Origin of the sequence: Christensenella minuta (genome assembly GCF_003628755.1) — a bacterium.
GTDB lineage: Bacteria > Bacillota > Clostridia > Christensenellales > Christensenellaceae > Christensenella > Christensenella minuta.
Window position 1 is genome coordinate 1,915,791 of sequence record NZ_CP029256.1, and the last position, 23,719, is coordinate 1,939,509.

Genomic DNA, 23,719 nt, shown 5'->3' on the forward strand with positions numbered 1-23,719 from the left:
GGAGGAGAAAGATGGAAGTTAAAATCAACCGTGAAATACGGGAATATCAGGAAAGTATCTTTTTCGGGCTGAATCTGCGTCAGCTCGTTTTTTCGATCCTCGCAATGGGCGTTGCCGTTGCCATATATTTTGGACTGAAAGATATGCTCGGCGCTGAAACGGTATCATGGCTGTGTATTTTAGGCGCGGCTCCGTTTGCCGCCGTCGGCTTTATCAAGTACAACGGCATGACCACCGAACAATTTGTGTGGGCGTTTATCAAGTCTGAAATTTTAACGCCCCGCTGCCTCACGTTCCGCAGCGGGGACATCTATTACAACATCATATCTGAGGGAGGAAAAAAGTATGATTAAGGCGCTGATGCGCATATTGAAGCAGGACAAAGAAAAACTGCATATCCCCCGCTCCGTCCAGCAGGTCATACCCGTAAAACGGGTGTGGCCGGACGGCGTGTGGATGGTCGGCAACAAGTATAGTAAATGCTGGAGATTTACGGACATCAACTATGAAATCGCATCCAAAGAGGATAAGACTGCTATGTTTCTGGATTACAGCGAACTCTTAAATTCCTTGGATTCTTCTGCCACAACAAAGATCACGATATGCAACCGCAGGATCAATAAAAAAGAATTTGAAAAATCTATTCTGATTCCAATGCAGGATAACGAACTGGACGGTTACCGCCGGGAATACAATCAGATGCTGATGGATAAGGTGACGGACGTGTCCAATTCTATTATGCAGGACAGGTACATCACTGTGTCCGTCGCAGCGAAAGACATAGCGGAAGCACGCAGCTTTTTCAACCGTGTGGATGCGGAACTCACGACACATCTCGCACAGCTTTCTTCTTCCTGTGAACCACTCGATACCGTAGACCGACTGCGGCTCCTGCATGGGTTTTTCCGTGAGGGCGAGGAAACCATGTTTTCTATGGACCTGCGGGCGATGATGAAAAACGGGCGTAGTTTTAAGGATACGGTCTGTCCGGATTCCTTCCGCTTTGAAAGCGACTATTTCCAAATGGGCGAACGGTTTGGGCGCGTCCTCTTTCTGAAGGAATATGCCTCTTATCTCAAAGACAGCTTTGTTTCCAAACTGTGCGAGTTGAACCGCAGCATGTTCTTTTCTATCGACTTTATTCCTGTTCCCACAGATGAGGCGGTGCGTGAAGTGGAGAACCGTATGCTTGGTGTAGAAACGAATATTACGAACTGGCAGCGCAGGCAGAACCAAAACAATAACTTTTCCGCCGTCATTCCATACGATATGGAATTGCAGAGAAAGGAAACCAAAGAATTTCTGGACGACCTTACGACGCGCGACCAACGCATGATGTTTGGGCTTGTTACACTCGTGCATACCTCCGATACCAAAGAGCAGCTTGACAGGGACACGGAAACGCTGCTTGCCATCGGCAGGCAAAACCTGTGCCAAATCGCGGTGCTGCGGTATCAGCAGATGGACGGACTGAATACCGCCATGCCGTATGGTCTGCGGAAAATAAATGCCCTGCGCACCCTTACCACCGAATCGGCTGCGGTGCTCATGCCGTTCCGCGCACAGGAAATTATGGAACCGGGCGGCGTTTACTGCGGGGTAAACGCCCTGTCCGGCAATCTTATTATAATAGACCGGAAACAGCTGATAAACGGCAACGGTTTTATCCTCGGCGTATCGGGCAGCGGGAAGTCTTTCTTTGCCAAACGGGAGATCATTTTCCTGCTTCTCTTTACGAATGATGAAATCATCATTGCTGATCCGCAGAACGAATATACCCCGCTCGTCATGGCAATGGGCGGCGCTGCCTTTGATATGTCCCCTACTTCGCCGTTCCACTTGAACGCAATGGACTTGGCGCTCGGCTATGGGGATAACGCCAATCCGCTGATTGCCAAAAGCGAATTTACCCTGTCTTTTCTGGAACAAATCATGGGCGGAACGGGCAGGCTCACAGCGATGGATAAATCCCTCGTGGACAGATGTCTTTCTAAAATTTATGCGGAGTATCTCGGAAGCAACTACACCATTCAGCCGCCCACGCTCGTTGATTTACACAAGGCATTGAAACAACAGCGCCTCAAACGCGCGGACGAACTGGCTCTCGCAATGGAGATGGTATCGACCGGGAACCTTGATATGTTCGCGCACCAGACGAACATTGATGTGAACAACCGCCTGATCAGCTTTGGCATACGCGACCTCGGCAAACAGCTTCGTACACCGGGCATGCTCGTGATGACCGACGCGATCCGCAACCGGGTAGCGCGGAACCGGGAACGCGGGATCCGTACCCATGTGTTTATTGATGAAATGCACATCTTCTTTGCCAATGACCTTTCCGCAACTTTTTTCTCGGAAAGCTGGAAGCAGTTTCGCAAAGACGGCGCGCTTGCGACAGGAATTACGCAGAATGTAGAGGACTGCCTGAAGTCCGTTACTGCCCGCACTATGCTGGCGAACAGCGAGTACCTTGTCATGCTCAATCAGGCTCCGACAGACAGGGCGGAACTTGCAAAGCTCCTGCACATTTCGGATAACCAGCTTTCGTATATTACCAATGCGGGATACGGCAAGGGGCTTTTGAAATGCGGGAGCAGTATCGTACCGTTCATAGACCAATTCCCAAAAGATACCAAAATGTACCGACTGATGAGCACCAAGCCGGGTGAGATCGAGGAGATTTTGGCATAAGTTTTGTGTAGAAAAAGATACGCTTGCTTTTTAGTTGTTTCGCTGTGCTTTATGCTTCGCGCGGCGTTCCGCGCAAAGCATGGAAGCGCATTGTTTACAGATATGAGCTTGACGCCCTTTTCCGGAAAATCGCTCGTTTGCAAGATATCTCTCGCAAACTTTACAGTAATGGCCTTTCCAGTTCCTAAGAACGCCTTGCTTTTTTTTGCAGGTGGGAACGGACGAAAAGTCCAGGAAAAAATTTCCAGAATCATGTGACTCCTCATATTGCCATTCGGATGACTCAGCAGTAAACGCAGGCTCGCCGGGAGTATCTTCCGGTTGTCTGTCTGGAATCGGGCGGCCAAGCTCGGATAGTTCCCGAATGGCACACGTTTGATCTACATTAAATTTTTTGCAGTATGCACGCACAACATGGGAACCTGTATAATCTGCAAGCCACATGACAGCTTTTTGTTTACGGCGTTCCCGTTTCTGTACTTTCGTCAATTTTTTCTTTGCCATATTTATCTCCCGGATTTCAGTATCCTTATTATATCACAACAATATGAAAGACATATGTTTTGTTTTCTTCGGGCAATGTTAATCGAAAAATCTTAGCATACGCAATACTCCAAGGCAAAAATAAAGGTGATATATCTTTATTAACTATAAAAAAGGATGAGTGAGAATATATTGAAAAACATACGAACCAAACCAACAATAAAAGCTCCGCGCGTCTTGTCCGAAGCGGTGCGGATTCCCAAAGAACTGCTGCATAAAATTCATGGTAAAGCAGAAGATACAAGCGGCGGACGGAACGAACAAGAGGAATCCCCACAGCAGTACGCCGAGAACCGGATACAGGAAACCGCGCAGCGTTCCGGCAGAAAGGCAAAAGAACATGGGAAGCAGGCGATACGGAAAATACGCGATGCGGTGAAAAAGAATACCCCATCGCAAACAACGAAAACAAGAGCGAACAGCGCGCGCCGCTCCGTCCGCAGTGCAAGACATGCGGCAAAACGAACGGTGAAAACAACGGCAAAACGGACAGTCAAGTCGGTACGGCATACTGTGAAAACCGCGCGGAATACCGTTAAGGCTTCCCGCCGTGCAGTCAGAACCGCAAAGGCCGCAGTAAAGACGGCAAAAATGGCGGCAAAAGCGGCTGTTACCGCCGCAAAGACCGCCGCTAAAATAACGATGGCTATCGTAAAAGCTGTGATCGCGGCAGTCAAAGCGCTCGTTGCAGCAATCGCGGCGGGTGGCTGGGTAGTCTTGCTCGTTATTTTGATTGTAGTGGTCGTTATTATTCTTGTTGTGTTCCTGATGGGGATATTTTTTGCGGACGAATCCGGAGGGCTGTCCGTCAGCGAGACCGCCGCACAGGTCAATGAAGATTTCCGGCTCGCCATTGATACGCAGATCAGCGGCCTTTCGGCTGGCGGAGATTATGATAAAGTCAATATCATTTACGACGGAAATATGGACGGAGACAGCGATGCCGTCAATAACTGGCGGGATATCCTGATCGTGTTTTCCGGCAGCCGTATGGCGAATGGCGAGCCGTCTATTGAGCTTACGGAAGAATCCCTCGAGGAGTTGCGCCACATCTTCTATGCCATGAACACCGTATCATACAGAACAGAAGTGGTGCAGGACACAGAACAGGGAAACATTCTCAATATCTATGTAACCATAGACAACAAAACATGGCAGGAAGGCGCTGAACTGTTTGCTTTTGATAAAAACCAGATGCAGATCGCAGAGGAACTTGCAAGGCCGGACTATTATCCCCTGCTTGCAGAACTGCTCGGCACGGATATTTACGGCGGTATGACGAACGGAGAGATGACAGACATCATTTCCGGTCTGCCGCAGGGAACAAAAGGAACCGTGATCGTACAGGAAGCGCTCACACGCCTCGGTCATCCGTACAGCCAGCCTTTGCGCGGTCAGGGCGATTATGTGGATTGCTCATACCTCACATGGTGGGCATATAAGCAGGCGGGGATCGACATTCCCACGACTTCCGTGGAACAGGCACGATATTGTCAGGAGAACGGACGGAACGTAGGACGATCAGAGCTTCAGCCCGGCGATCTTGTGTTTTGGTCAAAAACGACCTGCGGATGCGGGCGCTGGAATGAAATTCATCATGTCGGGATCTATGCGGGGAATAACCAAGTGATCGAAGCGAGCAGCTCAAAAGGCTGCGTTGTGATTCAAAAACTTTGGGGGCTTGACGGCGGAAAATGGCAGGTCTATTCTTTTGCCCGGCCCGACATATAGCGGAGGTACAGGATGGGACATAATAAATATATTGCGGTGTGGGTTGCTGCGGTCGGCAGCGCTTCAAATTTTGTGTATTCTCAGAAAAGAAAAGCAGAATATCGAACAAGATTTTTGATTGGAAGGCTGGGACTAAAACCAGCTCCTGCTTTATGTACTTTATCGGTCTAGAATCAGACTGTCAAGTCAAAATCTTTTTTATGGACAGGTGCTCTGCAAAAACACTGGAAGCTGACTGTGGATTTTCACCAGTCTTTGTGCTTTTCGGTCCATTTTAGATAACATCTACCATAGCCAGATAAAGCATCTTAAAAAGAGCGGTATCGCTCGGAAAAGAGTCCTTATTTGGGGGCACCTTTCGTAACTAGCGATTATAACCTTCAATAGCATTTGTAGTGTAAATCAGCGTGCGGACAGTCTGTGAACACTTGAAATATACTATGTAGTGTAAGTACTAATAGTATGTTACACTATGAAGAGTTACAGGAGCAGACAAAGGATTTCATGATGGTACTCAAACAAACGCACGAGCGCCCCCCAGGTGAAGGAGTTTGCTTCACGCCGAGCTGGAGTAACCATAGCAGTCCAAAAGCCGGGATGTACAGCATCGCAAAATTCACAATATGGAGCTATAAGGTGGATGTGGTATAGCGTCGGAAAGTCCGAAAATATCTGCAAAGTGTTCTGTTCCGGCATAAAAAACGCTTTTCTTACGAAGAACGTGCGGCTTATATGGTTATTTTTGAATTATCCTGTGCTTTTTGGTAGAGTCGCTATAATAGTATTATTATTGCAGATTCTCTTGAACCGTTGAGGGGCAGACATTCGGCATATAGTATTTACAGAGCCATATTCGACATATGATAAGACCGCGCCGCCATTGAATTCGATATGAAAGTATGTTAAAAAGGAGGCCAGTATGATACAGAAAAAAATATTGAAACCGTTTTTATGTCTTTTATGTATTCTCGCTATTCTTGCATCTGCCGGATGTGGTATGATGGGGGAGCTATTGAACGTTCTTGAGGAAGAACCGAAACCCACGAAAGAGCTGGAATCTACGGAAGATTTAACTCAGCCGAGCAGAGAGCCGTATACTAGACGATATTATTCTAGCGATGTCGAGCGTTTTGATGTCCCGCTTGGGGAACGCTCCAGGGAGTTTTTGACAAGGATGCTTTTGTCATCGTATTCTTTGAATTCAAGGACATTATAGAAGCCCAATACACTGAAGAAAACGAAACGAGGCTTCTCGAGCTTTATGAGGAAATTAGGTCCGGCCTGCTGGATGTTAAAACGGACGTTAGCCTTGCGAAGTATGATTATTACCTTGTTATAGATGATTTTTTTTCGATACTTTGGTGTAAATGTAAATATGATATGATACTTACATATCCACTTGCTATGGGCTAAACTTTTATCCATTTGAAAAACTCCTTTCGAGTAGAATGTAGATGTTCAGGCTACATGAAAACGAGAAAGGAGTTTTTTGCCCTGTAAGCTTTGTTTCCCACCCGTATATAGACCGTACCGGATAAAAAGGACAGTTTCCGAAAAGCCACCCCCGCTGTAGGATAGAACTACAACGGGGGTGAAAATGTGTATGTCAAGAAAATACACACAAATCAAAGGATATTATGAAGAAATGGAACGCCAGCACCAAGAAGGCTGCAGCTGTCGGGAAATCGGAGAAAAGTTAGGCTTTACAAAAGAACAGGTGAAAGAATGCCTAAGAAGACCAAGACGCAAAGCCCAAAAACAGAACGCCAGTATCCCAAATCGGCGTGGTCGACCGGCTAAGCAAATGCCTTGCATTCTCAGTGCATTGTAAAAAGAGGTCAGGCAGCTTCGGATGGAAAATGAATTGCTGCGGGATTTTCTGAAAACAACCGAAAGGAAGTGAGAACGTCTGCCAAATATCAGGTGATACAAAAATACGCATCGAAGTATCCAATCATTCGCATGTGTGTATTCTTTGGGGTATCCCGCAGCGGATACTACAGCTTTCTAAAGCGGAGGATACAGCCAAACCGGGAATCCGCATTACTGGGGCGAATTCAAGAATGCCGCGGCAGTGGAAGATATATGAATACCTACGGCTGTCATCGGGTACAGATTTGGATCAAACGCCAGTACGGTGAATACTACAATTACAAGACGGTGTGGCGTGTTATGCACAAATACGGGCTGCTATCTAAGATTCGCCGAAAGAGATTCTTTCATTGCGGTGAGCAGATCCGTACCTACCCCAATCTATTGAATCGGAACTTCCACGCCGACAAGCCTAACCAGAAATGGGTAACAGACATCAGTTGCATCCCAACCAGTCAGGGCCCCCTACCTTTCCATCATTCGGGATTTGTTTGATTTAAGCATTGCCGCTTACAAAACAAGTATCCATCAGAGCATTAAGCTGGTACTTGATATGATACGGTTGGCGATGGAAAAAGAAACAGTCACCGCAGAGTTGCAGCTCCACAGTGATCTTTTCTTTGCGTTTGACATCTTTGAGCGTCTTCAATACCAAGTTGATCGATTGCTCTGTGCCTGTGCGATGCGCTACGATACTTAGGTCGTAAAGGCCTCGTATGACCGACAGGTACACCGTGCCTTGTTCTGTGGGGGTATATGAGTGAAATGAATCCGGACTATCGGGAGGCGCTCTATCTCACCTATTTTGAGGATATGAGATATGCGCAGGCGGCGGAGGTCACGGGAAAGACGGTGAAGCAGATTACCAACATGGTATATCGCGGAAAAGAGAGCTTGCGCAAACTGCTGGAACGGGAGGGGATCACAAATGCGGAGTCATGCGGAACGGGTCGCGGATACCGGCGCCGTCGTTCCCGGCTCGTTCAGCTTCAAGAAATATGAAGACGGCAGAGTATACCCGGACGAAAACCGCATGGAAATCCTCTTTACCCCTGATGATACGGAGGCATACGCCACTGCGGAATGCACTGTTACCGTGACCGGAATAAAATACACAATCACAAGCGTCCCCTACGACATCTACATCAACGACAAGCTGCCGGGGACGGCGTTTGAGAATTTAGGGCTTCCTTCCGGCATCAACATAGAGGTCAGCACCGGCGCGAACTTTAGTTCCGTTCCCGTGACATGGGACAGTTCCTCCTACGGCCCGGACTCTTATGAGGAGCAGATCATTACCGGCGATCTGCATGTTGAAAAGAGTTCATACGCGGATCTTCTGGAGCCGACAAGCACAGTCAAGGCTACTGCCAGGATAAAGCTCATTGATAACCGTGTCTTTACGCCCACGCTTGAGCCGCCCACCTACTCCAAGCAGCTCTACGGAGGCGATTTGTGCTTCCTTGTCTTTTCTGACAACTACCTCTCCGGCGGAAAGGCCACGGTGAACGGCGAAACGGTTCCCGGCACGTTCAAGCTGGACAAAAATCAGAAAATATACGGACACTCATTGACGGCGAGCCAGCTCCTGCAGGCCGAGCCGCTGCAGCTGAAGGGCATCTTCACTCCCAACGACCAGAAGCGGTACACCACGGCGGAATGTACCGTCGGTGTGAATGTCATTCCCCGCAGATTTGTCAAACCCAGTTACAACAGGGTGCTTAACAACACAAAGATCGGCATGACCTTTGAGGAGCTGAACCTGTCGGAGTCGTTCAGTTTCTTCGTGGTTAGCGACGAAACTCCCCCCGGAGAGCTCGAGTCGTATTCTATGAATGTTGTCACCTCGTGGGACGCTTCAACTTATGACCCCAATTCGTATGATATGCAGACGATCTACGGTGAAGTCGACCGCGCCGAATTGGAGAAGTATTTCACCATACCAGAGGATGCCAACCTCAGGGCTGTGATCAAGGTTCAGCTGCAGCCCGACCCAGCCGAAACGGAGATCACGCAGGCACCCGTATTCCGCTGGAAAAACGGTGATTTTACGCTGTCCGACAACACCATCTTCTCCCAGCGAAGGTTTCAGGTGGGAACCTACAACGCGGAAGTCGGCAGTCTCTTTGGCGGCGTGGTAAAGGTCAAGGGGACGGATACCGTCGTCCCCGGCACATTCTCATTTAAGAAGGGTACGCCGCTCTACTCCTCGTCTCCGGGCGAATACGACATGACGGTGGTGTTCACGCCGACAGATCCGCGCCTCCACAAGCCGACGGAGACCAGCATCAAAATAAACGTCATCAAAAACACCCTCAAGGATGCCGATGAGCCGGAACCCATTACCGATAAGCCGCTCGGCACGCCCTTTACGGAGCTTGGGCTGCCGAAAGATGTGGTCGTCAATGCCGTTGACGGCGCTTGGCGCTGGATTGACGTAGCATGGGATGCGGCGTCCTATGACGCGGAGTCCCCGGATTGGCAGACCATCACCGGTACGTTGGTGTTTGATGAATATGACGAAAGCACCTACCAGCAGCCAGGCCCTGTGGTAACGGCCACGATCAGGGTAAAGCTCATCGTCCCGGATTCCGCGCCTACCGTCACCACCGGAACCCTGCCGACGGCTTGACGCTTAACGCGGATACAGGCGAAATCAGTGGCACGCCCACTGCGGCGGGCACTGCGGTCTTTACGGTCAAGGTGGTCAACGTTTTGGGTTCGGACACAAAGGAGCTGTCCCTTGCGATAGTCAAGGCCGAGCACACCGCCACCTTTGACGGCAACGGTGGTATGCCCTCTGTCGGCAGTATGACCACCACGAATCAGAAGCTGGTCTCTCTGCCCGATGCTTCCCGCAGCAAGCACAGCTTCGACGGCTGGTACACCGAAAAGAGCGGCGGCAGCGACAACCCGCCCGTCACCGATTATGCGCTGCGCTTTGAAATAGGAGGCGGCAGCCATATTGCCGACGTGCGGGGAACGTACAACACCTACATTGACCTGACAAAGTACGTTCCGATCCGGCGCGGCTATACCTTTATCGGCTGGTACAGCGACCGCGATCTGACAAACAAGGTTTCCGGCGTTTATCTGACGAACGATATGACCGTATATGCAGGCTGGCGCGTGACTGCAATCCCGCAGACCGGTGACGGCAGCCAACTGGGTTTGTGGAGTATTACGCTATGTGCGTCTCTTGCCGGATGTCTCGCGCTGACCACATGGCAGCTCAGACGGCGCAAGGGCGCATCACGGGAAACTGCAGAAAAGTAATCAGCACACCTTTGTGGCACGGGTTTGTTCCCCCGTGCCACATTCGCTATCTTCCCAGGAAAAAGACGGCTGTCCTTTTGAAGAACAGCCGTCCTGCTTTTACTGTTGATGTGTATGCACCTGGATATCATTCCTCAAACAGGTACAGGAGATAGCCGTACCCATCGGACTCCATCTTTGCATAAGGCACAAAGCGGAGGGACGCACTGTTGATGCAGTAGCGCACGCCGTTGGGCGATTCCGGATCACCGGTAAATACATGACCGAGATGAGAGTCTCCAGCGCGGCTTCTGACCTCCGTGCGGCGCATACCATGGCTCAGGTCCTCCAGCTCCACCACGGCAGGCTCCTCAATGGGCTTGGTAAAGGCGGGCCAGCCGCAGCCGCTCTCGAACTTGTCCGTGGAGGAAAAGAGCGGTTCGCCGGTAACGATGTCCACATAGATGCCTTTCTCGAACTGGTTCCAGAACTCATTGCTGAAGGGACGCTCCGTGCCGCTCTCCTGGGTGACCCGGTACTGCTCCGCCGTCAGCTTGTCCCGGACGGACTCCGCCGCGGGCTTTTGGTAGTCGCCCGGATCGATGCGCAGCTTGGAGAACAGCTCCATCTCCGCTTTTGGGATATGGCAGTAGCCGTTCGGATTCTTCTCCAGATAGTCCTGGTGGTACTCCTCGGCGGGATAGTAGTTTTTCAGCGGGCCGATCTCCACGAAGAACTTCTCGCTGCGTCCCCGCTCAATCTCGGCGATGCGTTCCACCGTCTCCTTCGCGCTTTCGTTAGTGTAGTAGACGCCGGTCTGGTACTGGCTCCCGATGTCGTTGCCCTGCCGGTTTTCTACCGTAGGGTCGGTGACGTAGAAGTAGGCCAGCAGCAGGGCGTCGAGACTTATCTGCTCGGGGTCGTATTCCACCCGCACGGTCTCCCGGAAGCCGGTGTTCCCCTTGCAGACGGTCTGATAGTCGGCGTCCGCCTCGCAGGTACCGTTGGCGTAGCCGCTCTCGGCATCCAGAACGCCGGGGATGGACTGCATCAGCTGTTCCAGTCCCCAAAAGCAGCCGCCTGCCAGATAGATGACATTTTCCGTGGTATCCATAAACATGCTCTCCTCGCCGGACATATCAGAGGGATGCCCGGCCATTTCCTTCGATTCCGTTTTCTGCGGCATATTCTTATGTGCTGCGGCGCAGCCGCTCAGTAGCAGTGCCGCAGCAAGCAGAAGCGGTAATACTCTCCGATACATGGTGGTTTCCTCCTTTCTACTACAATAATTTATGGATAGGATATGGCAGCCAGCCATACGCCTTTCCATCCCATAGTCTAAGCTACAATAAGGGGAGTAATTGGTCTGACGACTCCTTTCTTGGGTCTACACGCCCGTACGTGAGACAGTCAGCCATCCTCTTGTTGCAGCGTTCGTTTTGCAGGTAGAGCCACCACTCGTGCGTTCGTGTCACTCAGTAGATTGAATAGGCAATGGGTAAGAGATGGGCACCGATTACAATACATCAATCAGGAGGAATACTTATGAACGCTGTCGGTATCGACATTTCCAAAGGCAAGTGCATGGTTGCTATCCTGCGTCCCTTCGGTGAGGTGGTTGCTTCACCTTTTGAAATTCAGCACACCGCTCATGAACTCAGACGTTTGGTTGAACGTCTGAAAAGTTTGGACGGTGAAACCCGCATTGTTATGGAGCATACTGGCAATTACTATCTGCCTGTCGCCAGGCATCTGCACGAAGCCGGCCTCTATGTGTCCGTTGTCAATGCTATTCTTGTACATGACTACGGTCAAAATTCCCTTAGACGGGTCAAAACGGACAAGATAGATGCTGTTAAAATCGCCAGCTATGCTCTAAGCCATTGGCTTGATCTTCCGCAATATGCGCCGGAAGAAGACGTTCGCCACATGCTTAAAACCTGCGCCCGCCAGTGCAACCAGTACGTTAAGCAGAGTGTTATGCTTAAAAACAGCCTCATCGCTTTGCTTGACCAAACCTTTCCGAGTGTCAACATGCTGTTCTCCAGCCCGCCCCGCAAGGGGGACGGTCACGAAAAATGGATTGACTTCGTGGGTAAATTTTGGCATTTTGAATGCGTCAACAGCCTTTCCAAAAACGTTTTTACCCAGCGCTATCAAAAATGGTGCAAAAGAACAGGTTACAACTTTCTTTCCACTAAGGCCGCTGCCATCTACGATTTCGCCTGCATACAAGTCAGTACACTGCCTCGAAGCACCTTTGCCAAACAGCTTATTACTCAAGCTGTGTCGCAGCTTAACTCCCTATCGGAAACGCTGGCTCTGATTCGGCAGCAGATGCTTTCCCTTGCCTCCGGCTTGCCGGAATTTCCTGTTGTCATGGCTATGCAAGGGGTCGGCAATGTGTTAGGACCTCAACTCATGGCTGAAATTGGCGATGTGCGACGTTTCAACCGTAAGCAGTCGCTGGTTGCTTTTGCCGGTATCGACGCACCGCCTTTCCAGTCCGGCGCCTTTGAAGCACAGAGTACCGGCATTTCCAAACGAGGTTCTTCCTCACTCAGAAAGACGCTTTTTCAGGTCATGGACTGCCTGCTCAAACACGCGCCCTCTCATGATGCTGTATTCCAATATCTTGACAAAAAACGCGGCGAGGGTAAGCATTATTACGTCTACATGATGGCAGGAGCCAACAAGTTCCTGCGTATCTACTACGCACGGGTTAAGGAGCATCTAGGCAGTTTGGCGGTTCAGTAGCCCACATATTCTTTTTGCTTGGCTTACCAGCTTATTTCAGGGTGGTTTTATTTGATGTTCCATTTTTTACCTTTCATTTTTTATTCATTTCCGGCTTGACTTTTCTTTGCAGGTCTGAGGAGATAAATTCGCTTGTCAGCCCATATCGGCGGCAAGAGCCTGGTCGATGAGCTTTTGCAGCGTCTCCGCCTGCTTTTTTTCCGTGACGGCACCTGTGATGGGCTCTCCCACGATGTTGCCGTTGCGGTCAACCACATAGGTGGTGGGATAAGCAAAGATGTTCGTGGTAAACTTTCCCGCCTCGCCGTCGGAAGCGAAATACACATTCTGATAAGTCGCGCCTTTCTTGGCGAGTACATCTTTCGCCTCAGAAATTGCCGCTTTGTCGCCGTCCAGTGTGAAGGTGTTGACACCGATGAGCGCGCCGCCCTTCTCAGTAAGCTCCTTGTTCAGCGCATCCAACTCGGCAAGCTCGCCCACGCAGGGATTGCAGGTGGTAAACCAAAAATTCACTACGGTGACGGCGTTGCCGGAGAATAGCTCATCGCTCTTCACCGCGTTCCCATCCAAGTCTTTACCCTCAAATGCAGGGAACTTCTGCATACTGCCGTCATCGGGCGGCGTGGTCATGTCGCTGCCCGCAGGCATACTCATGGTTCCATCCATGGATTGCTGTGCCGCCTCGGGGTATTTTTTCTCAATCATGGTCAGCTTGTTTTCGATGTCGCGGATTTTCTCCGCTTCTTCCTGAAGCAGTTTCAGCTCATCCGCCGTAAACTGATCCTTGGCGGATTCGATTGTACTGAGCAGGAAATCACCGTAGTTTTTGCCGTCTTCCTGCATGGTCATGCCCTTGTCGGCCGCCATGAATACCTTTTCCCAAAGCGCTGTGTTCTCCGAGAGAATGGCATTTTCCTGTGCCAGCAGATCTTTGTGCATGGCAGCCGCTTCCTCGGCGTTCTTCGGCTCATTGCTCATCCCATCCATTTTGTCGCCGCCCTTTGCGCCGCAGGCTGCCAGAGACAGCACCATCAGTGCGAGAAGCAACAGCGCCAGCAATCGGCCGGCAGTATTCATTCTATTCATCCGTTTTGTTCCTCCTTGTTATTGTTGTTTTTCTGCGGCTGTTCTGCCGCCTTTGTTTTATCTTTACCGTTTCCGAAGCCGTAGCGGAAGCACACGGCGTTGGTCGGACAGGCTCGGACGCACATCCCGCAGCGAATGCACTCTGTATGGTTGGGCGTCTTTGTCACATCCACATCCATTTTGCAGGCTCTGGCGCATTTTCCGCAGGAGACGCACTTGTTTTTGTCCACCTTCATCTGGAACAGGGACACCCTGTTGAACAGCGCGTAGAACGCGCCCAGCGGGCAGAGCCACTTGCAGAAGGGACGGTAGAATACGATACTCAGCGCAATCACCGCCAGCAGGATGCTGAACTTCCATGTAAACAGGCTGCCCAGCGCCGCCCGAATGCCGGAATTGGCAAGGGACAGCGGAATGGCCCCCTCCAGCACGCCCTGCGGGCAGAGGTATTTGCAGAAGAAAGGGTCGCCCATGCCCACATCGTTCACAAGGAATGCCGGCAGCAGCAAAACCATCACCAGCAAAACGGCGTACTTGAGGTATCGCAGCGGCTTCAGCCTTTTCGTGGACAGCTTCTTCGTGGGAATCTTGTGCAGCAGCTCCTGAAACCAGCCGAAGGGACACAGAAAACCGCAGATAAAGCGTCCCAGCAGGACTCCCAGCAAAATGAGGAAGCCTGTGATATAATAGGAGAAGCTGAACTTGGAAGACCCTACCACCGCCTGAAACGCCCCGATGGGGCAAGCGCCGGAGGCCGCCGGGCAGGAGTAGCAGTTCAACCCCGGCACACAGACGGTTTTCCCTGCGCCCTGATACAGTCCACCCCTGAGGAAATTCGGCAGGTGCAGGTTGGTCAATAAAGTTGCCCCCGCCTGTATCCAGCCCCGGAAGCGGGACATAGTCTGTGACACGCCCGAAAACTTCTTACCCAATGCCCACACACTCCAGACATAATTTGATTGCTTTGCTCAGCACCGCCGCCGCCTCGCCGCGCCATACGCCGAAGCACAGCATGGCGATTCCCGCAACCAGCAGCAAGGCCTGCGCCGCAGTCTTTTTTACATGACTCAATTCCATCACCCTTTCGTTTTTTCTGCCACCATCATAACGCGAGAAAGTTAAAATCCCTGTTAAGAACGAAAATTTAACGCAAACCTTATCTGTTTTTGCTATAATTTAAGAACAACATGAAAATGAAGAATAAAAAGGAGGGCTCTCATGCACCTTTTAGTAATTGAAGATGAACGCGCCCTGTGCGAGACCATCGTCCGCAGCCTGCGGCGGCTGGCCTACAGCGTAGATTACTGCTACGACGGGGAGAAGGCGCTGGAGCTGATCGCCGTTGAAAAATACGATCTCATCCTGCTGGATCTGAACCTGCCGGGGAAGGACGGCATGACGGTGCTGCGCACCCTGCGGCAGACAGACCGGGAGACGAGGGTGCTGATCCTCTCCGCCCGCAGCGAGGTGGAGGACAAGGTGGAGGGGCTGGATGCGGGCGCCAACGACTATCTGGCAAAGCCCTTTCACTTAGCCGAGCTGGAGGCCCGCATTCGCAGCCTGACTCTGCGGCAGTTCACCCAGCAGGATGTGCTGTTGACCTGCGGAGCCTTGACCTTTGACACGCGCTCCCGCACCGCTTCCGTCAACGGGCAGACATTGACGCTGACCCGCAAGGAAACGGGCATTCTGGAATATCTGATGGTGCACCAGGGGCGGCCTGTGAGTCAGGAGGAGCTGATGGATCATGTCTGGGACAACAGCGTGGACAGCTTCAGCAACTCCATTCGGGTACATATCTCCGCCCTGCGCAAAAAGCTCCGGGTCGCCCTGGGTTACGACCCCATCCGCAACCGTATCGGCGAGGGCTATCTGATGGGAGGCGAGGAGACATGAGGAAGATATCTTTGAAATGGCGCATCACCCTGATGACCGTCCTGCTTATCGGCATCACCTGCGTCGCCATGAATCTGCTGCTCTGCTCCTCCGGTGTGTACTATATGGACACGATCGCAGACACCCTGCAGGGCGGCGGCACTATTATTATGAACGGTGAAGGGGCAGAGAGCTTTGATCCGCAGCTCATAACGCCTGACGAGGATCTGACCATCGTTGTCAATGGAGCACAGGGGCGTTTTCGTACGACCAACTGGTACATCACGGCTGTGGTGACACTGCTCAGCGGCATTCTGGCCTATTTTGTCAGCGGGCGCGCCCTCAAACCCCTGCGCAGCTTCGCTTCTCAGGTGGAGAAGGTGCAGCTGAATAATCTGGCGGATATGAGAACCAATGAGGATGTTCTGCCGGAGTTTCGGCAGCTGAGTCACTCCTTCAACCAGATGCTGGAGCGGCTGAACAACGCCTTTGCCGCTCAACGGCAGTTCACCGGCAACGCCGCCCACGAGCTACGCACGCCGCTGGCGCTGATGCAGGCGCAGCTGGATCTGTTTTCCGCGGAGCATCCCGATGTGCTGCCGGAGACGGCGGAATTTCTCTCCCTGCTGCAGGAGCAGACGGAGCGGCTGGCGCAGATGACAAAAACGCTACTGGAAATGAGCGACCTTCAAACAGTAGCGCGTACCGACCAAATCCAGCTGGGACCGATGATCGAGGAGATCTTCGCGGATCTTGCGCCGCTGGCGGAAAAAAACGATATCATGCTGGAGCGAAAGGGCGACGGCGCCATGACCGGCAACGACACGCTGATCTACCGAATGCTTTTCAACCTGACGGAAAACGCCATCAAGTACGACCGTCCCGGAGGCGCAGTGCGCATTTCCATATCCCAGGAGGAAAAGCGCCTTCTCATCCGCATCATGGATACCGGTTGCGGCATCCCGAAAGAATACCGGCAGAGTATCTTCCAGCCCTTCTTCCGGGTAGATAAGTCCCGTAGCAGGGAATACGGCGGCGCAGGGCTGGGGCTGTCGCTAGCATGGGAGATTGCCAATCTCCATGGTGGTTCCGTATGGGTCGAGAAGAGCACAGAGGAAGGAACCACCATTGCTGTGGAAGTCCCAGCGTAATAAATCAAAACTCCCCATTAAACAAGTGGTTTGATCTAGCCTTATAAGAGCTAATCAGCTATGGCAGTTTCCTTAAGGAGACATCGAATAGCGCGGTGACCACATTTTATCCTTTGGCGGCCCCTACCCAAGGGCCTCTTTGTTTCTATTTCAGATTGATCGAGCTTTCCCAGATAATCTGTCGCCAACTAAAACGTACTGCTCTAAAAAGGCTTTACACACTGGAAGAGCAAGTACCGAAAACAAATCATCCTTATCTTTGAAATACCGATAAAGGGCACCTGTTGTAAGGTTAGCACCGGCCATGATCTGGCGCAAGGATACTCCGGTAAAACTATATTCTAAGAATTCCTTTTGGCACTTTTAAGGGTATCGCCATGTGTTTTATCATATTCTGCAATCAATATAACTTCCTCCCCGTAATGTTGTTATCTTGATCTTTATTGTCAAGATTTTGAGTATGAAATGTCTCATAATAGTGCCTAAAAATTTCCCCACGCCCTTATCTAAAAATTACACATGCAAAAGAAAATAGCCCTTTTTAAATCGACTCTATAATTTGAATTAACAGCTTGTCCTCATCAAACAATTCGTATAGATTATTTTGGAGGACAAATAATAAATAATATAGAAAAATTTAATATTGTATTGGAAAAGCTATTGCAAAATATGTCGATTATTTTCATTTGCGTGACAGTTTAAATAATTATAAAGCGTTTATAAAATATATTTAGATAGAGCATAGGTTGTTCCAGAATTTACAATAGATCTAAAAGGATCGAACATGTTGTAGTAAAAGGTTATTGAGGAGGCGATACAAATGTGTACAGCAATAACGTATTATACAAAGGATCACTATTTTGGAAGAAATCTGGATCTGGAATTTTCTTATAATGAAACAGTAACGGTTACACCAAAATATTATCCGTTTCATTTTCGTAATGGAAAAGTGCTCAATCATCATTATGCAATGATAGGGATGGCTTATATAGTTGATGACTTTCCGCTTTACTACGATGCAACAAATGAAAAGGGTCTCAGTATGGCAGGACTGAACTTCCCGGATAATGCGGACTATAAAGAAGTGAAGGAAGGATACGATAATATTGCTCCCTTTGAATTTATTCCATGGATACTCGGTCAATGTGCAAGTGTGAGTGAAGCAAGAATTCTCTTAGAACAGATTAACTTGGTAAATTTGAACTTTAGTGAAGAGCTGCCGCTTTCTCCATTACATTGGATGATTTCTGACCAGCGAGATTCCATTGTAGTAGAATCAACAAAAGATGGTTTGAAAGTTTTCGAAAACCCTGTAGGAGTTCTGACAAATAATCCTACCTTTGACTATCAGATGTTTAATCTCAATAATTATATGCATTTATCGAAAGAACCCCCTGCAAATACATTTGCTGCCGAATTGGAACTTGAACAGTATAGCCGGGGTATGGGGGCGATAGGCCTTCCCGGAGATTTATCATCCGCTTCGAGATTCGTGAAAGCAGCGTTTACAAAGATGAACTCGGTTTCCGGTGATTCGGAATCGGAAAGTATCAGCCAGTTTTTTCACATTCTTGGCTCGGTAGAGCAGCAACGAGGCTGCGTACATCTTGGTGAAGATAAATATGAAATAACAATTTATTCTTCCTGCTGTAACATGGACAAGGGAATTTATTACTATACAACTTATGAAAACAACCAGATCACAGCAGTTGATATGTATAAAGAAAATCTGGACGGAAACACTATAATAAGCTATCCGCTTATGAAAGAACAGCAGATTAACTATCGGAATTACTAATACCCTTAAACATAAGTTTTGTAAATAATCTTTGCATAGCTTTTATATTATTCTTTTAGGTGCGAGATAGTGGTATATCTAAAAATTTTCTAATATTTTGAATTTGAACAGGCTGCCTCAGAATGAAAGTCGGGGCAGCCTATTTGTGCTTGAAATAGGAGCATTCCTGCGTTGCAGTAATGGCAAATAACAAGTGTAGAATAAGCAGGTACTGAATTAAGAGTTAAGGTTATCTTATGGCACGGATTATGAAGAACAGAAAATGTAAAATAGCCGTTGCGATGTTTTTCGTTATTCTTTTTTTGGTGTACCACTCCTTCACGCGGGACATGATTGCAGCGGCGAAGACTGCCCGATTTATCACTTCATACAAATGGCACTCTGACAAATTATCGGGGCTTTAAGTATTGCTACGACAGTGGAGATATTTTTTGTTTTCTTTATAAACGAAATGTTGAAACTATGCTTTGAGCATAGAGAGATTTCATTCGTAGATTTGTGGTTCTGCCACATAATCGACATAAAGCCGGTATAGGCCTAGCCGGGACTTCGTCCCTGTTTTTTCATAAATCGACGCAATATATCGCTGCAAGGTGCGACGCGACATATAAAGGGCATCCGCCATTTCCTGCACACTCTCTTCGGTAGAAATCAACCGCTCAAATACTTCATGCTCTCTCTGCGTCAGCGAAAAGGATTCTGCAAATTTTTGAGAGTATTCTCCCCGGCTTTTATTTATGGATTTATCCGCCAATGTATTCTTTATCACGTTATTCCTGCGGTTTATATAGACAAACATTACAACGCTGACAGCCATAAACAAAACCAGCGCAGAGATAACCGTTGCAAAGCGATCATCTGAAACCAGCAGCGCAATCGAAAAATTAGTAATCAAAACAGCGCTGATATTATTTGCGGTACGCCCCATACCGGCCCACAGTGCCGGAATCCTCATATAGCGTGAAAGCTCCATGAAACTGGCGGTAAAGAAGACGACGAAAAAACCAGAAGACAAGTAGAATATAAATAATCCGCCCAAGAATGGAATACCGAATTTAGGAAATACGACACACATGACTGACATCAACATAATGCAGTACATTATGATAGGCATATATTTCCTGTTTTTCAAATCAAACAGAAAACCTGCCGTAAGCCCGCTTGCTGCCAGAAGAAGGCGCGGCCATTGTCCGATATCCGTACCTGCCGCGTGTTCAAGCGTAACCGCGTTATCGAGCGTACTAAAAATACATGCCATAAGCGCAACTAACAGAGCGAGAAAAATACCGGTCGTAAGCCTGCCTGTTACCCGTGCCGGAGAAACAACCATTTTTTCCCGTTCATTCTCTTGCGAAGCAACAGGTTTCCTGCGCGCCCGCTCTGCCCTCATAAACAGCAAGGCAAGAATACTCAAAAAAGCAGAAAGCACAATCGCCTCTGCCAATTCCGCGTTAATTAGATTGTTATTGATAAACTGAATCAGTATTCCAAGCGCATACGATATCCCTACCAAACGGGCAAGACAATTGTTTTCCCCTATTGCACAGGCGGCCATATCGTAGACCTTGCCGCTGAATATACCAAGCAGCAAGAATAAAATGATTCCGAATATCAACGTTGTAAAGTAAGAGACGCACTGCTGGATCACAAAGATACATACGACTGATGTCATTACTACGATAAACAGGAAAATGATTCGGTATGTTTTTTTGATCAAGCGGTCCAGAAATGGATAAACGAAAAAACCGGCTGCGCTTACTCCCAATATGTAATTTTGTGCGTTAATAGCCTCTGACGGCTTTGCCAAAAGAGAAACCATATCGACATACAAATATTCCGCGCCCAAAAATACAAAAGTAAAAATAGCCATCATCAGTACGGCGGTCAGCGACGCTGGTTTTCCCAGTTCCGTTTTTGTTTCATTCCACATACTTCGATTCCTTGTTAATATCATATCTACATCATTTATTATACATTGAAATTCAGTTGATTCCTACCGTCTGAAAACAGTTTGGCGCTGTTGTGCCACATACTTTTGATAGTTTGGCGCTCATGTGGCCTACCATCTCATCATACGAAAAGCAATAATAAGGGAAAGCATTTTTTAAGATATTCAAACGACAAAACCAATATTTTAGGAGGGAAAAATGAAACAGTGCGATAATGGTCATTTCTATGACGAAGCAAGATTTGATTCCTGTCCATATTGTCAGGAAGGCGCAGGAGTAGGGAAAACGGTAGCTGCGGGCGCTATCGGAAAAACGGTAGCCGCAGTACCCGGATACGGCACAGGAGAGGCTGATCGCGGAAAAACGGTAGGGATCATCCAGAAAAAAATCGGCATCGATCCGGCGGTCGGCTTTCTGATCTGCATCAAAGGCCCGCATCGCGGCGAAGATTTCAAGCTATGCGCTGGGAGAAACTTTATTGGCAGGGCTTCTGCTATGGACGTGTCGCTGACAGATGACGACACGGTTTCCCGTGAAAGCCATGCGCTTGTGTCATACGACGCGAAGCATAACCGTTTTACGCTTTCTCCCGGTCAGGGGCGTGGGATCACCTACTGCAACGACGAGCAGGTTGAAGTAGCCAAACCTCTCCATGCATACGATATTATAGAAGTTGGAAAAAGCCGCCTGCTGTTCCTGCCGCTATGCGGTGAAAATTTCCGTTGGGACGACGAAGAGCAGAATGAGGATTGATCAATGGAAAATATAATTGCATGGCTGAATACGCCTCTGACGGAGGACGGCTCTTTTCGGCTATGGATGCTTGTCGCGGCATGCGCTCTCGCCGTTATCATCCTTTTAGCTTTCCTAAACAGGAAGCACAGACAGAAAAAAACAAAAAGAATAGAACGGAAAACGGCTTCTGTTACGGAGAAGCCAAAGGTAAAGCCCAATCTTGAGATTGCTAATCTTCAGGGGCTTGGAAAACGGGAGGAGCAACAGGACGCTTTCGGTGCAAGTCTGTTGAAAAATTATGAGGAAAACGGGCTGCTTGCGGTGCTATGCGATGGTATGGGGGGGATGGCCGAAGGCGGCATGATTGCCGGGTATGTTGTGTCTGAGCTATTGCGTATATTCCCATGGCAAGATTGTAGCGAACCGGAAGAGAAAATCAACAGGATAAGTTCCCATGTTTATCGTCAGTTCCGCGGACATGGAGGTACGACGCTCGTCGCGGCGTTGGTGAAAGGTGGGACCTTGTCTTTCTGGTGCGTGGGTGACAGCGACCTTTTTTTGCTGCGCGAAGAAAAGCTCTACGCACTGAATATGAGACAGGAATATAAGAACGATCTTTTAATCCGTGCATTAGAAGGAGCTTTCCCGCCAGAAGAGGCATTTATAGATCCACAGGCTGCGGCGCTTTCCGAATATATTGGGAAGGAAACCATAGTGTGTGAACATAACCGCATGCCGTTGCCGCTTAGGCCGGAAGACACGCTGCTGCTTTGTTCGGACGGCGTAAGCGATACGCTGACATTGACGCAGGTTCGGGAAGCGATGGCTCTTTCGTCCGAAGAATGTTGCAAAAAGCTGGAAAGGGATATTCTTTCGGCAGATATCCCAAATCAAGATAATTATACGGTGATTGCCATCAGGTATCACGGAAAAATAACGGAGGAGTATAAAGATGGAAACGAAAAAGAAAATATCGACTAAAAAAATTATGGCAATCGCCTTGTTCTGCGTTTTCGCGATAAGCTGTGTATTGTGCGGAATATCTGCTGCCAGCAGCATGGGCATGACACCTGCTCAAGCGCGTAATGGCGTGGCCTATGTGCAGCAGGTATTATATGACGTTTCCGGTAGCCCTGTTGCGGCTGGAAGCGGAACATGCTGGGCTGTCGGTAAACCGGGAGAGCCCGTGGAATATTTTGTAACAAACGGGCATGTGGTGCAGTATGCGTATATCGTTCCCAAGCAAGATCCCTCGTATAGCGGGAAGGTAACGGTAGTTTATTCCGGTGCCGAGAATGATTTTGTAGATGCGCAGGTTTTATATTATTCCGGCCCGGAGGAAAAGGATATCGCTATTTTGAAAGTTCCAAGCCCGACAGACAAACGCATCCCGCTTCCCATCAGACCGTCTGATACTGTGCAGCCGGGAGAAACAGCTTATGCTCTGGGATTTCCGGGTGTATCGGATACACTGGCAGAGAATATCCGCTATGATATCGACGACGTTACCATAACAGACGGTGTTATCAGTAAGCGCGCGTCGGTTTCGGGAACGGGCTACGAAGCGTTCCAGATGAACGTAGACATCAATCCGGGCAATTCCGGTGGACCTCTGGTGGACGCTGACGGCAATGTGATTGGTGTAAACACGTCGGGGCTCGTTACTCAGATCGGTACGGAGGAGCAATCGGTAAATATCAACACTAGCGTAAACTACGCCAGCGTTGCGGATCAGCTTATCCGTATTCTGGACGAGGAACGTATCGAATACACGCTGATGGGTGAAAAAAACTGGATGTTGTATACCTTTGTCGTAATTGGCGGTGTAACGCTTATCCTCGGAATTGTATTTCTGGTTATGGACAGAAAAAAAACGTCGGTTCTGTCAGCGGCGGATACCGAGGGAAGTTTTGTTGCCGGAAAACCGGCAAAAAACAGCCCGTCAGGCAAAAAACCGCTGCTACGCGGCGTCACTGGGAAATATGCCGGACAGAGCTTCGATCTCTCCAAAGGAAAGGTTACGCTTGGACGCGATCCAAACCTTTGTAATATTGTGTTCGATAAGAGTACGCCGGGGATCAGCGGGAATCACTGCCAAGTTTCCTATGATGCAGCCGGGGATTATTTTCTGTTGATGGATAACGGATCTTCCTACGGAACGTTTCTTGGAAATGGAAAGAAACTGCCTGCATCCGTCGCTGAAAAGCTGGCAACGGGAGATACGTTCTATCTGTGTAACAATGCCAATAAATTTATTGTTGCAAAGGAGTAGA

The 23,719-nt window shown here is 49.2% G+C and carries 22 protein-coding genes and 4 pseudogenes; 17 read left to right on the forward strand and 9 right to left on the reverse strand.

The features are described 5' to 3' along the window. Positions 1 to 11 precede the first annotated feature (11 nt). Positions 12 to 353: a PrgI family protein gene (locus B1H56_RS09075; RefSeq protein WP_066522549.1), complete on the forward strand. Its 342-nt coding sequence runs from the start codon at positions 12 to 14 to the stop codon at positions 351 to 353. Next, a complete protein-coding gene (locus B1H56_RS09080) occupies positions 346 to 2,694 on the forward strand; it encodes a VirB4-like conjugal transfer ATPase, CD1110 family (RefSeq protein ID WP_066522551.1) in 2,349 nt (782 codons plus the stop codon). Before B1H56_RS09075 ends, B1H56_RS09080 begins: the two co-directional genes overlap by 8 nt. A gap of 54 nt (positions 2,695 to 2,748) precedes the next feature. On the opposite strand, the pseudogene B1H56_RS15175 reads toward B1H56_RS09080, so the two are convergent. Next, positions 2,749 to 2,928: pseudogene (locus B1H56_RS15175) on the reverse strand (hypothetical protein); the annotation flags it as partial. A 426-nt stretch (positions 2,929 to 3,354) separates the two neighbouring features. On the opposite strand from B1H56_RS15175, the gene B1H56_RS09090 reads away from it, so the two are divergent. After that, complete coding sequence (locus B1H56_RS09090) at positions 3,355 to 4,968, forward strand: C40 family peptidase (RefSeq protein ID WP_066522553.1); 1,614 nt, start codon at positions 3,355 to 3,357, stop codon at positions 4,966 to 4,968. Between the two features lie 12 nt (positions 4,969 to 4,980). Continuing rightward, positions 4,981 to 5,139 (forward strand): hypothetical protein, encoded by a 159-nt coding sequence (locus tag B1H56_RS14545; RefSeq protein WP_156468693.1) that lies wholly within the window; start codon positions 4,981 to 4,983, stop codon positions 5,137 to 5,139. Positions 5,140 to 5,166: 27 nt separating this feature from the next. Here the strand turns inward: B1H56_RS14545 and B1H56_RS15230 are convergent. Further along, positions 5,167 to 5,404: pseudogene (locus B1H56_RS15230) on the reverse strand (transposase); the annotation flags it as partial. Positions 5,405 to 5,887: 483 nt separating this feature from the next. On the opposite strand from B1H56_RS15230, the gene B1H56_RS14550 reads away from it, so the two are divergent. Next, complete coding sequence (locus B1H56_RS14550; protein ID WP_162938938.1) at positions 5,888 to 6,184, forward strand: hypothetical protein; 297 nt, start codon at positions 5,888 to 5,890, stop codon at positions 6,182 to 6,184. A gap of 110 nt (positions 6,185 to 6,294) precedes the next feature. Here the strand turns inward: B1H56_RS14550 and B1H56_RS09095 are convergent. Further along, a pseudogene (locus B1H56_RS09095) lies at positions 6,295 to 6,393 on the reverse strand (IS200/IS605 family transposase); the annotation flags it as partial. A 178-nt stretch (positions 6,394 to 6,571) separates the two neighbouring features. Between B1H56_RS09095 and B1H56_RS14555 the strand changes: the two are divergent. The 5 genes from B1H56_RS14555 (at position 6,572) to B1H56_RS09115 (ending at position 10,116) form a co-directional block, all read left to right on the forward strand. Then, positions 6,572 to 6,799, forward strand: a complete 228-nt coding sequence (locus B1H56_RS14555) for a hypothetical protein (protein ID WP_147554717.1) — start codon at positions 6,572 to 6,574, stop codon at positions 6,797 to 6,799. A 131-nt stretch (positions 6,800 to 6,930) separates the two neighbouring features. Then, on the forward strand, positions 6,931 to 7,335 hold the full coding sequence (locus B1H56_RS15180) for an IS3 family transposase (protein ID WP_407920137.1): 405 nt from the start codon (positions 6,931 to 6,933) through the stop codon (positions 7,333 to 7,335). A 261-nt stretch (positions 7,336 to 7,596) separates the two neighbouring features. Next, complete coding sequence (locus tag B1H56_RS09105; protein WP_242861994.1) at positions 7,597 to 7,842, forward strand: RNA polymerase sigma factor; 246 nt, start codon at positions 7,597 to 7,599, stop codon at positions 7,840 to 7,842. Then, the gene (locus B1H56_RS09110) at positions 7,769 to 9,472 is read left to right on the forward strand and encodes a hypothetical protein (RefSeq protein ID WP_147554719.1); all 1,704 of its coding nucleotides are present in this window, start codon (positions 7,769 to 7,771) and stop codon (positions 9,470 to 9,472) included. Before B1H56_RS09105 ends, B1H56_RS09110 begins: the two co-directional genes overlap by 74 nt. Continuing rightward, complete coding sequence (locus B1H56_RS09115; protein ID WP_066522560.1) at positions 9,469 to 10,116, forward strand: InlB B-repeat-containing protein; 648 nt, start codon at positions 9,469 to 9,471, stop codon at positions 10,114 to 10,116. The genes B1H56_RS09110 and B1H56_RS09115 overlap by 4 nt, the downstream gene beginning before the upstream one ends. 127 nt (positions 10,117 to 10,243) lie before the next feature. Here B1H56_RS09115 and msrB read toward each other — a convergent pair whose 3' ends face one another. Next, entirely contained in the window at positions 10,244 to 11,356 is a 1,113-nt protein-coding gene (gene msrB, locus B1H56_RS09120; RefSeq protein WP_066522562.1) for a peptide-methionine (R)-S-oxide reductase MsrB, read from the reverse strand. Positions 11,357 to 11,640: 284 nt separating this feature from the next. On the opposite strand from msrB, the gene B1H56_RS09125 reads away from it, so the two are divergent. After that, on the forward strand, positions 11,641 to 12,852 hold the full coding sequence (locus tag B1H56_RS09125; protein ID WP_066523776.1) for an IS110 family RNA-guided transposase: 1,212 nt from the start codon (positions 11,641 to 11,643) through the stop codon (positions 12,850 to 12,852). 135 nt (positions 12,853 to 12,987) lie between these two features. On the opposite strand, the gene B1H56_RS09130 is transcribed toward B1H56_RS09125, so the two are convergent. Genes B1H56_RS09130 through B1H56_RS14565 form a run of 3 tightly spaced genes read right to left on the reverse strand, consistent with a single transcriptional unit; the run spans position 12,988 to position 15,015 of the window. Further along, positions 12,988 to 13,938, reverse strand: a complete 951-nt coding sequence (locus B1H56_RS09130; RefSeq protein ID WP_330382398.1) for a TlpA family protein disulfide reductase — start codon at positions 13,936 to 13,938, stop codon at positions 12,988 to 12,990. Then, on the reverse strand, positions 13,935 to 14,837 hold the full coding sequence (locus tag B1H56_RS09135; protein ID WP_187161466.1) for a 4Fe-4S binding protein: 903 nt from the start codon (positions 14,835 to 14,837) through the stop codon (positions 13,935 to 13,937). Before B1H56_RS09135 ends, B1H56_RS09130 begins: the two co-directional genes overlap by 4 nt. Before the next feature lie 25 nt (positions 14,838 to 14,862). Continuing rightward, the gene (locus B1H56_RS14565) at positions 14,863 to 15,015 is read right to left on the reverse strand and encodes a CD1871A family CXXC motif-containing protein (RefSeq protein WP_162938984.1); all 153 of its coding nucleotides are present in this window, start codon (positions 15,013 to 15,015) and stop codon (positions 14,863 to 14,865) included. A gap of 141 nt (positions 15,016 to 15,156) precedes the next feature. On the opposite strand from B1H56_RS14565, the gene B1H56_RS09140 reads away from it, so the two are divergent. Together B1H56_RS09140 and B1H56_RS09145 are read left to right on the forward strand one after the other, a co-directional pair. Beyond that, positions 15,157 to 15,834, forward strand: a complete 678-nt coding sequence (locus B1H56_RS09140; protein WP_046442388.1) for a response regulator transcription factor — start codon at positions 15,157 to 15,159, stop codon at positions 15,832 to 15,834. Next, positions 15,831 to 16,964 (forward strand): sensor histidine kinase, encoded by a 1,134-nt coding sequence (locus tag B1H56_RS09145; RefSeq protein ID WP_066523565.1) that lies wholly within the window; start codon positions 15,831 to 15,833, stop codon positions 16,962 to 16,964. Before B1H56_RS09140 ends, B1H56_RS09145 begins: the two co-directional genes overlap by 4 nt. Positions 16,965 to 17,114: 150 nt before the next feature. On the opposite strand, the pseudogene B1H56_RS15185 reads toward B1H56_RS09145, so the two are convergent. Continuing rightward, positions 17,115 to 17,303 (reverse strand): annotated as a pseudogene (locus B1H56_RS15185) (TetR/AcrR family transcriptional regulator); the annotation flags it as partial. 481 nt (positions 17,304 to 17,784) lie between these two features. Between B1H56_RS15185 and bsh the strand changes: the two are divergent. Next, positions 17,785 to 18,762: a choloylglycine hydrolase gene (bsh, locus tag B1H56_RS09155; RefSeq protein WP_066523564.1), complete on the forward strand. Its 978-nt coding sequence runs from the start codon at positions 17,785 to 17,787 to the stop codon at positions 18,760 to 18,762. A 484-nt stretch (positions 18,763 to 19,246) separates the two neighbouring features. Here the strand turns inward: bsh and B1H56_RS09160 are convergent, their stop codons facing one another. Beyond that, positions 19,247 to 20,635 carry a response regulator transcription factor gene (locus B1H56_RS09160; RefSeq protein ID WP_243108743.1) on the reverse strand — a complete coding sequence of 463 codons (1,389 nt, stop codon included), beginning with the start codon at positions 20,633 to 20,635 and terminating at the stop codon, positions 19,247 to 19,249. Between the two features lie 274 nt (positions 20,636 to 20,909). Between B1H56_RS09160 and B1H56_RS09165 the strand changes: the two genes are divergently transcribed. From B1H56_RS09165 to B1H56_RS09175, 3 genes are read left to right on the forward strand one after another with little or no spacing between them, the layout of a single operon-like run. Beyond that, positions 20,910 to 21,464 (forward strand): FHA domain-containing protein, encoded by a 555-nt coding sequence (locus tag B1H56_RS09165; RefSeq protein ID WP_059109319.1) that lies wholly within the window; start codon positions 20,910 to 20,912, stop codon positions 21,462 to 21,464. A 3-nt stretch (positions 21,465 to 21,467) separates the two neighbouring features. Then, positions 21,468 to 22,427, forward strand: a complete 960-nt coding sequence (locus B1H56_RS09170) for a PP2C family protein-serine/threonine phosphatase (RefSeq protein ID WP_066523562.1) — start codon at positions 21,468 to 21,470, stop codon at positions 22,425 to 22,427. Then, on the forward strand, positions 22,399 to 23,718 hold the full coding sequence (locus tag B1H56_RS09175) for a trypsin-like peptidase domain-containing protein (protein ID WP_066523560.1): 1,320 nt from the start codon (positions 22,399 to 22,401) through the stop codon (positions 23,716 to 23,718). Before B1H56_RS09170 ends, B1H56_RS09175 begins: the two co-directional genes overlap by 29 nt. Position 23,719 lies beyond the last annotated feature (1 nt).

Excerpts from the sequence above, each read along its gene's own strand:
- B1H56_RS09105 (WP_242861994.1), top strand. The coding sequence starts at position 7,597 with ATGAGTGAAATGAATCCGGACTATCGGGAGGCGCTCTATCTCACCTAT.
- B1H56_RS09160 (WP_243108743.1), bottom strand. The coding sequence starts at position 20,635 with ATGATGGCTATTTTTACTTTTGTATTTTTGGGCGCGGAATATTTGTAT.
- B1H56_RS09090 (WP_066522553.1), top strand. The coding sequence starts at position 3,355 with ATGAGTGAGAATATATTGAAAAACATACGAACCAAACCAACAATAAAA.
- B1H56_RS14550 (WP_162938938.1), top strand. The coding sequence starts at position 5,888 with ATGATACAGAAAAAAATATTGAAACCGTTTTTATGTCTTTTATGTATT.
- msrB (WP_066522562.1), bottom strand. The coding sequence starts at position 11,356 with ATGTATCGGAGAGTATTACCGCTTCTGCTTGCTGCGGCACTGCTACTG.
- B1H56_RS09130 (WP_330382398.1), bottom strand. The coding sequence starts at position 13,938 with ATGAATAGAATGAATACTGCCGGCCGATTGCTGGCGCTGTTGCTTCTC.
- B1H56_RS09145 (WP_066523565.1), top strand. The coding sequence starts at position 15,831 with ATGAGGAAGATATCTTTGAAATGGCGCATCACCCTGATGACCGTCCTG.
- B1H56_RS09080 (WP_066522551.1), top strand. The coding sequence starts at position 346 with ATGATTAAGGCGCTGATGCGCATATTGAAGCAGGACAAAGAAAAACTG.
- bsh (WP_066523564.1), top strand. The coding sequence starts at position 17,785 with ATGTGTACAGCAATAACGTATTATACAAAGGATCACTATTTTGGAAGA.
- B1H56_RS14555 (WP_147554717.1), top strand. The coding sequence starts at position 6,572 with ATGTCAAGAAAATACACACAAATCAAAGGATATTATGAAGAAATGGAA.
- B1H56_RS09110 (WP_147554719.1), top strand. The coding sequence starts at position 7,769 with ATGCGGAGTCATGCGGAACGGGTCGCGGATACCGGCGCCGTCGTTCCC.
- B1H56_RS09075 (WP_066522549.1), top strand. The coding sequence starts at position 12 with ATGGAAGTTAAAATCAACCGTGAAATACGGGAATATCAGGAAAGTATC.
- B1H56_RS15180 (WP_407920137.1), top strand. The coding sequence starts at position 6,931 with ATGTGTGTATTCTTTGGGGTATCCCGCAGCGGATACTACAGCTTTCTA.
- B1H56_RS14545 (WP_156468693.1), top strand. The coding sequence starts at position 4,981 with ATGGGACATAATAAATATATTGCGGTGTGGGTTGCTGCGGTCGGCAGC.
- B1H56_RS09140 (WP_046442388.1), top strand. The coding sequence starts at position 15,157 with ATGCACCTTTTAGTAATTGAAGATGAACGCGCCCTGTGCGAGACCATC.
- B1H56_RS14565 (WP_162938984.1), bottom strand. The coding sequence starts at position 15,015 with ATGGAATTGAGTCATGTAAAAAAGACTGCGGCGCAGGCCTTGCTGCTG.
- B1H56_RS09175 (WP_066523560.1), top strand. The coding sequence starts at position 22,399 with ATGGAAACGAAAAAGAAAATATCGACTAAAAAAATTATGGCAATCGCC.
- B1H56_RS09170 (WP_066523562.1), top strand. The coding sequence starts at position 21,468 with ATGGAAAATATAATTGCATGGCTGAATACGCCTCTGACGGAGGACGGC.
- B1H56_RS09165 (WP_059109319.1), top strand. The coding sequence starts at position 20,910 with ATGAAACAGTGCGATAATGGTCATTTCTATGACGAAGCAAGATTTGAT.
- B1H56_RS09135 (WP_187161466.1), bottom strand. The coding sequence starts at position 14,837 with ATGTCCCGCTTCCGGGGCTGGATACAGGCGGGGGCAACTTTATTGACC.
- B1H56_RS09125 (WP_066523776.1), top strand. The coding sequence starts at position 11,641 with ATGAACGCTGTCGGTATCGACATTTCCAAAGGCAAGTGCATGGTTGCT.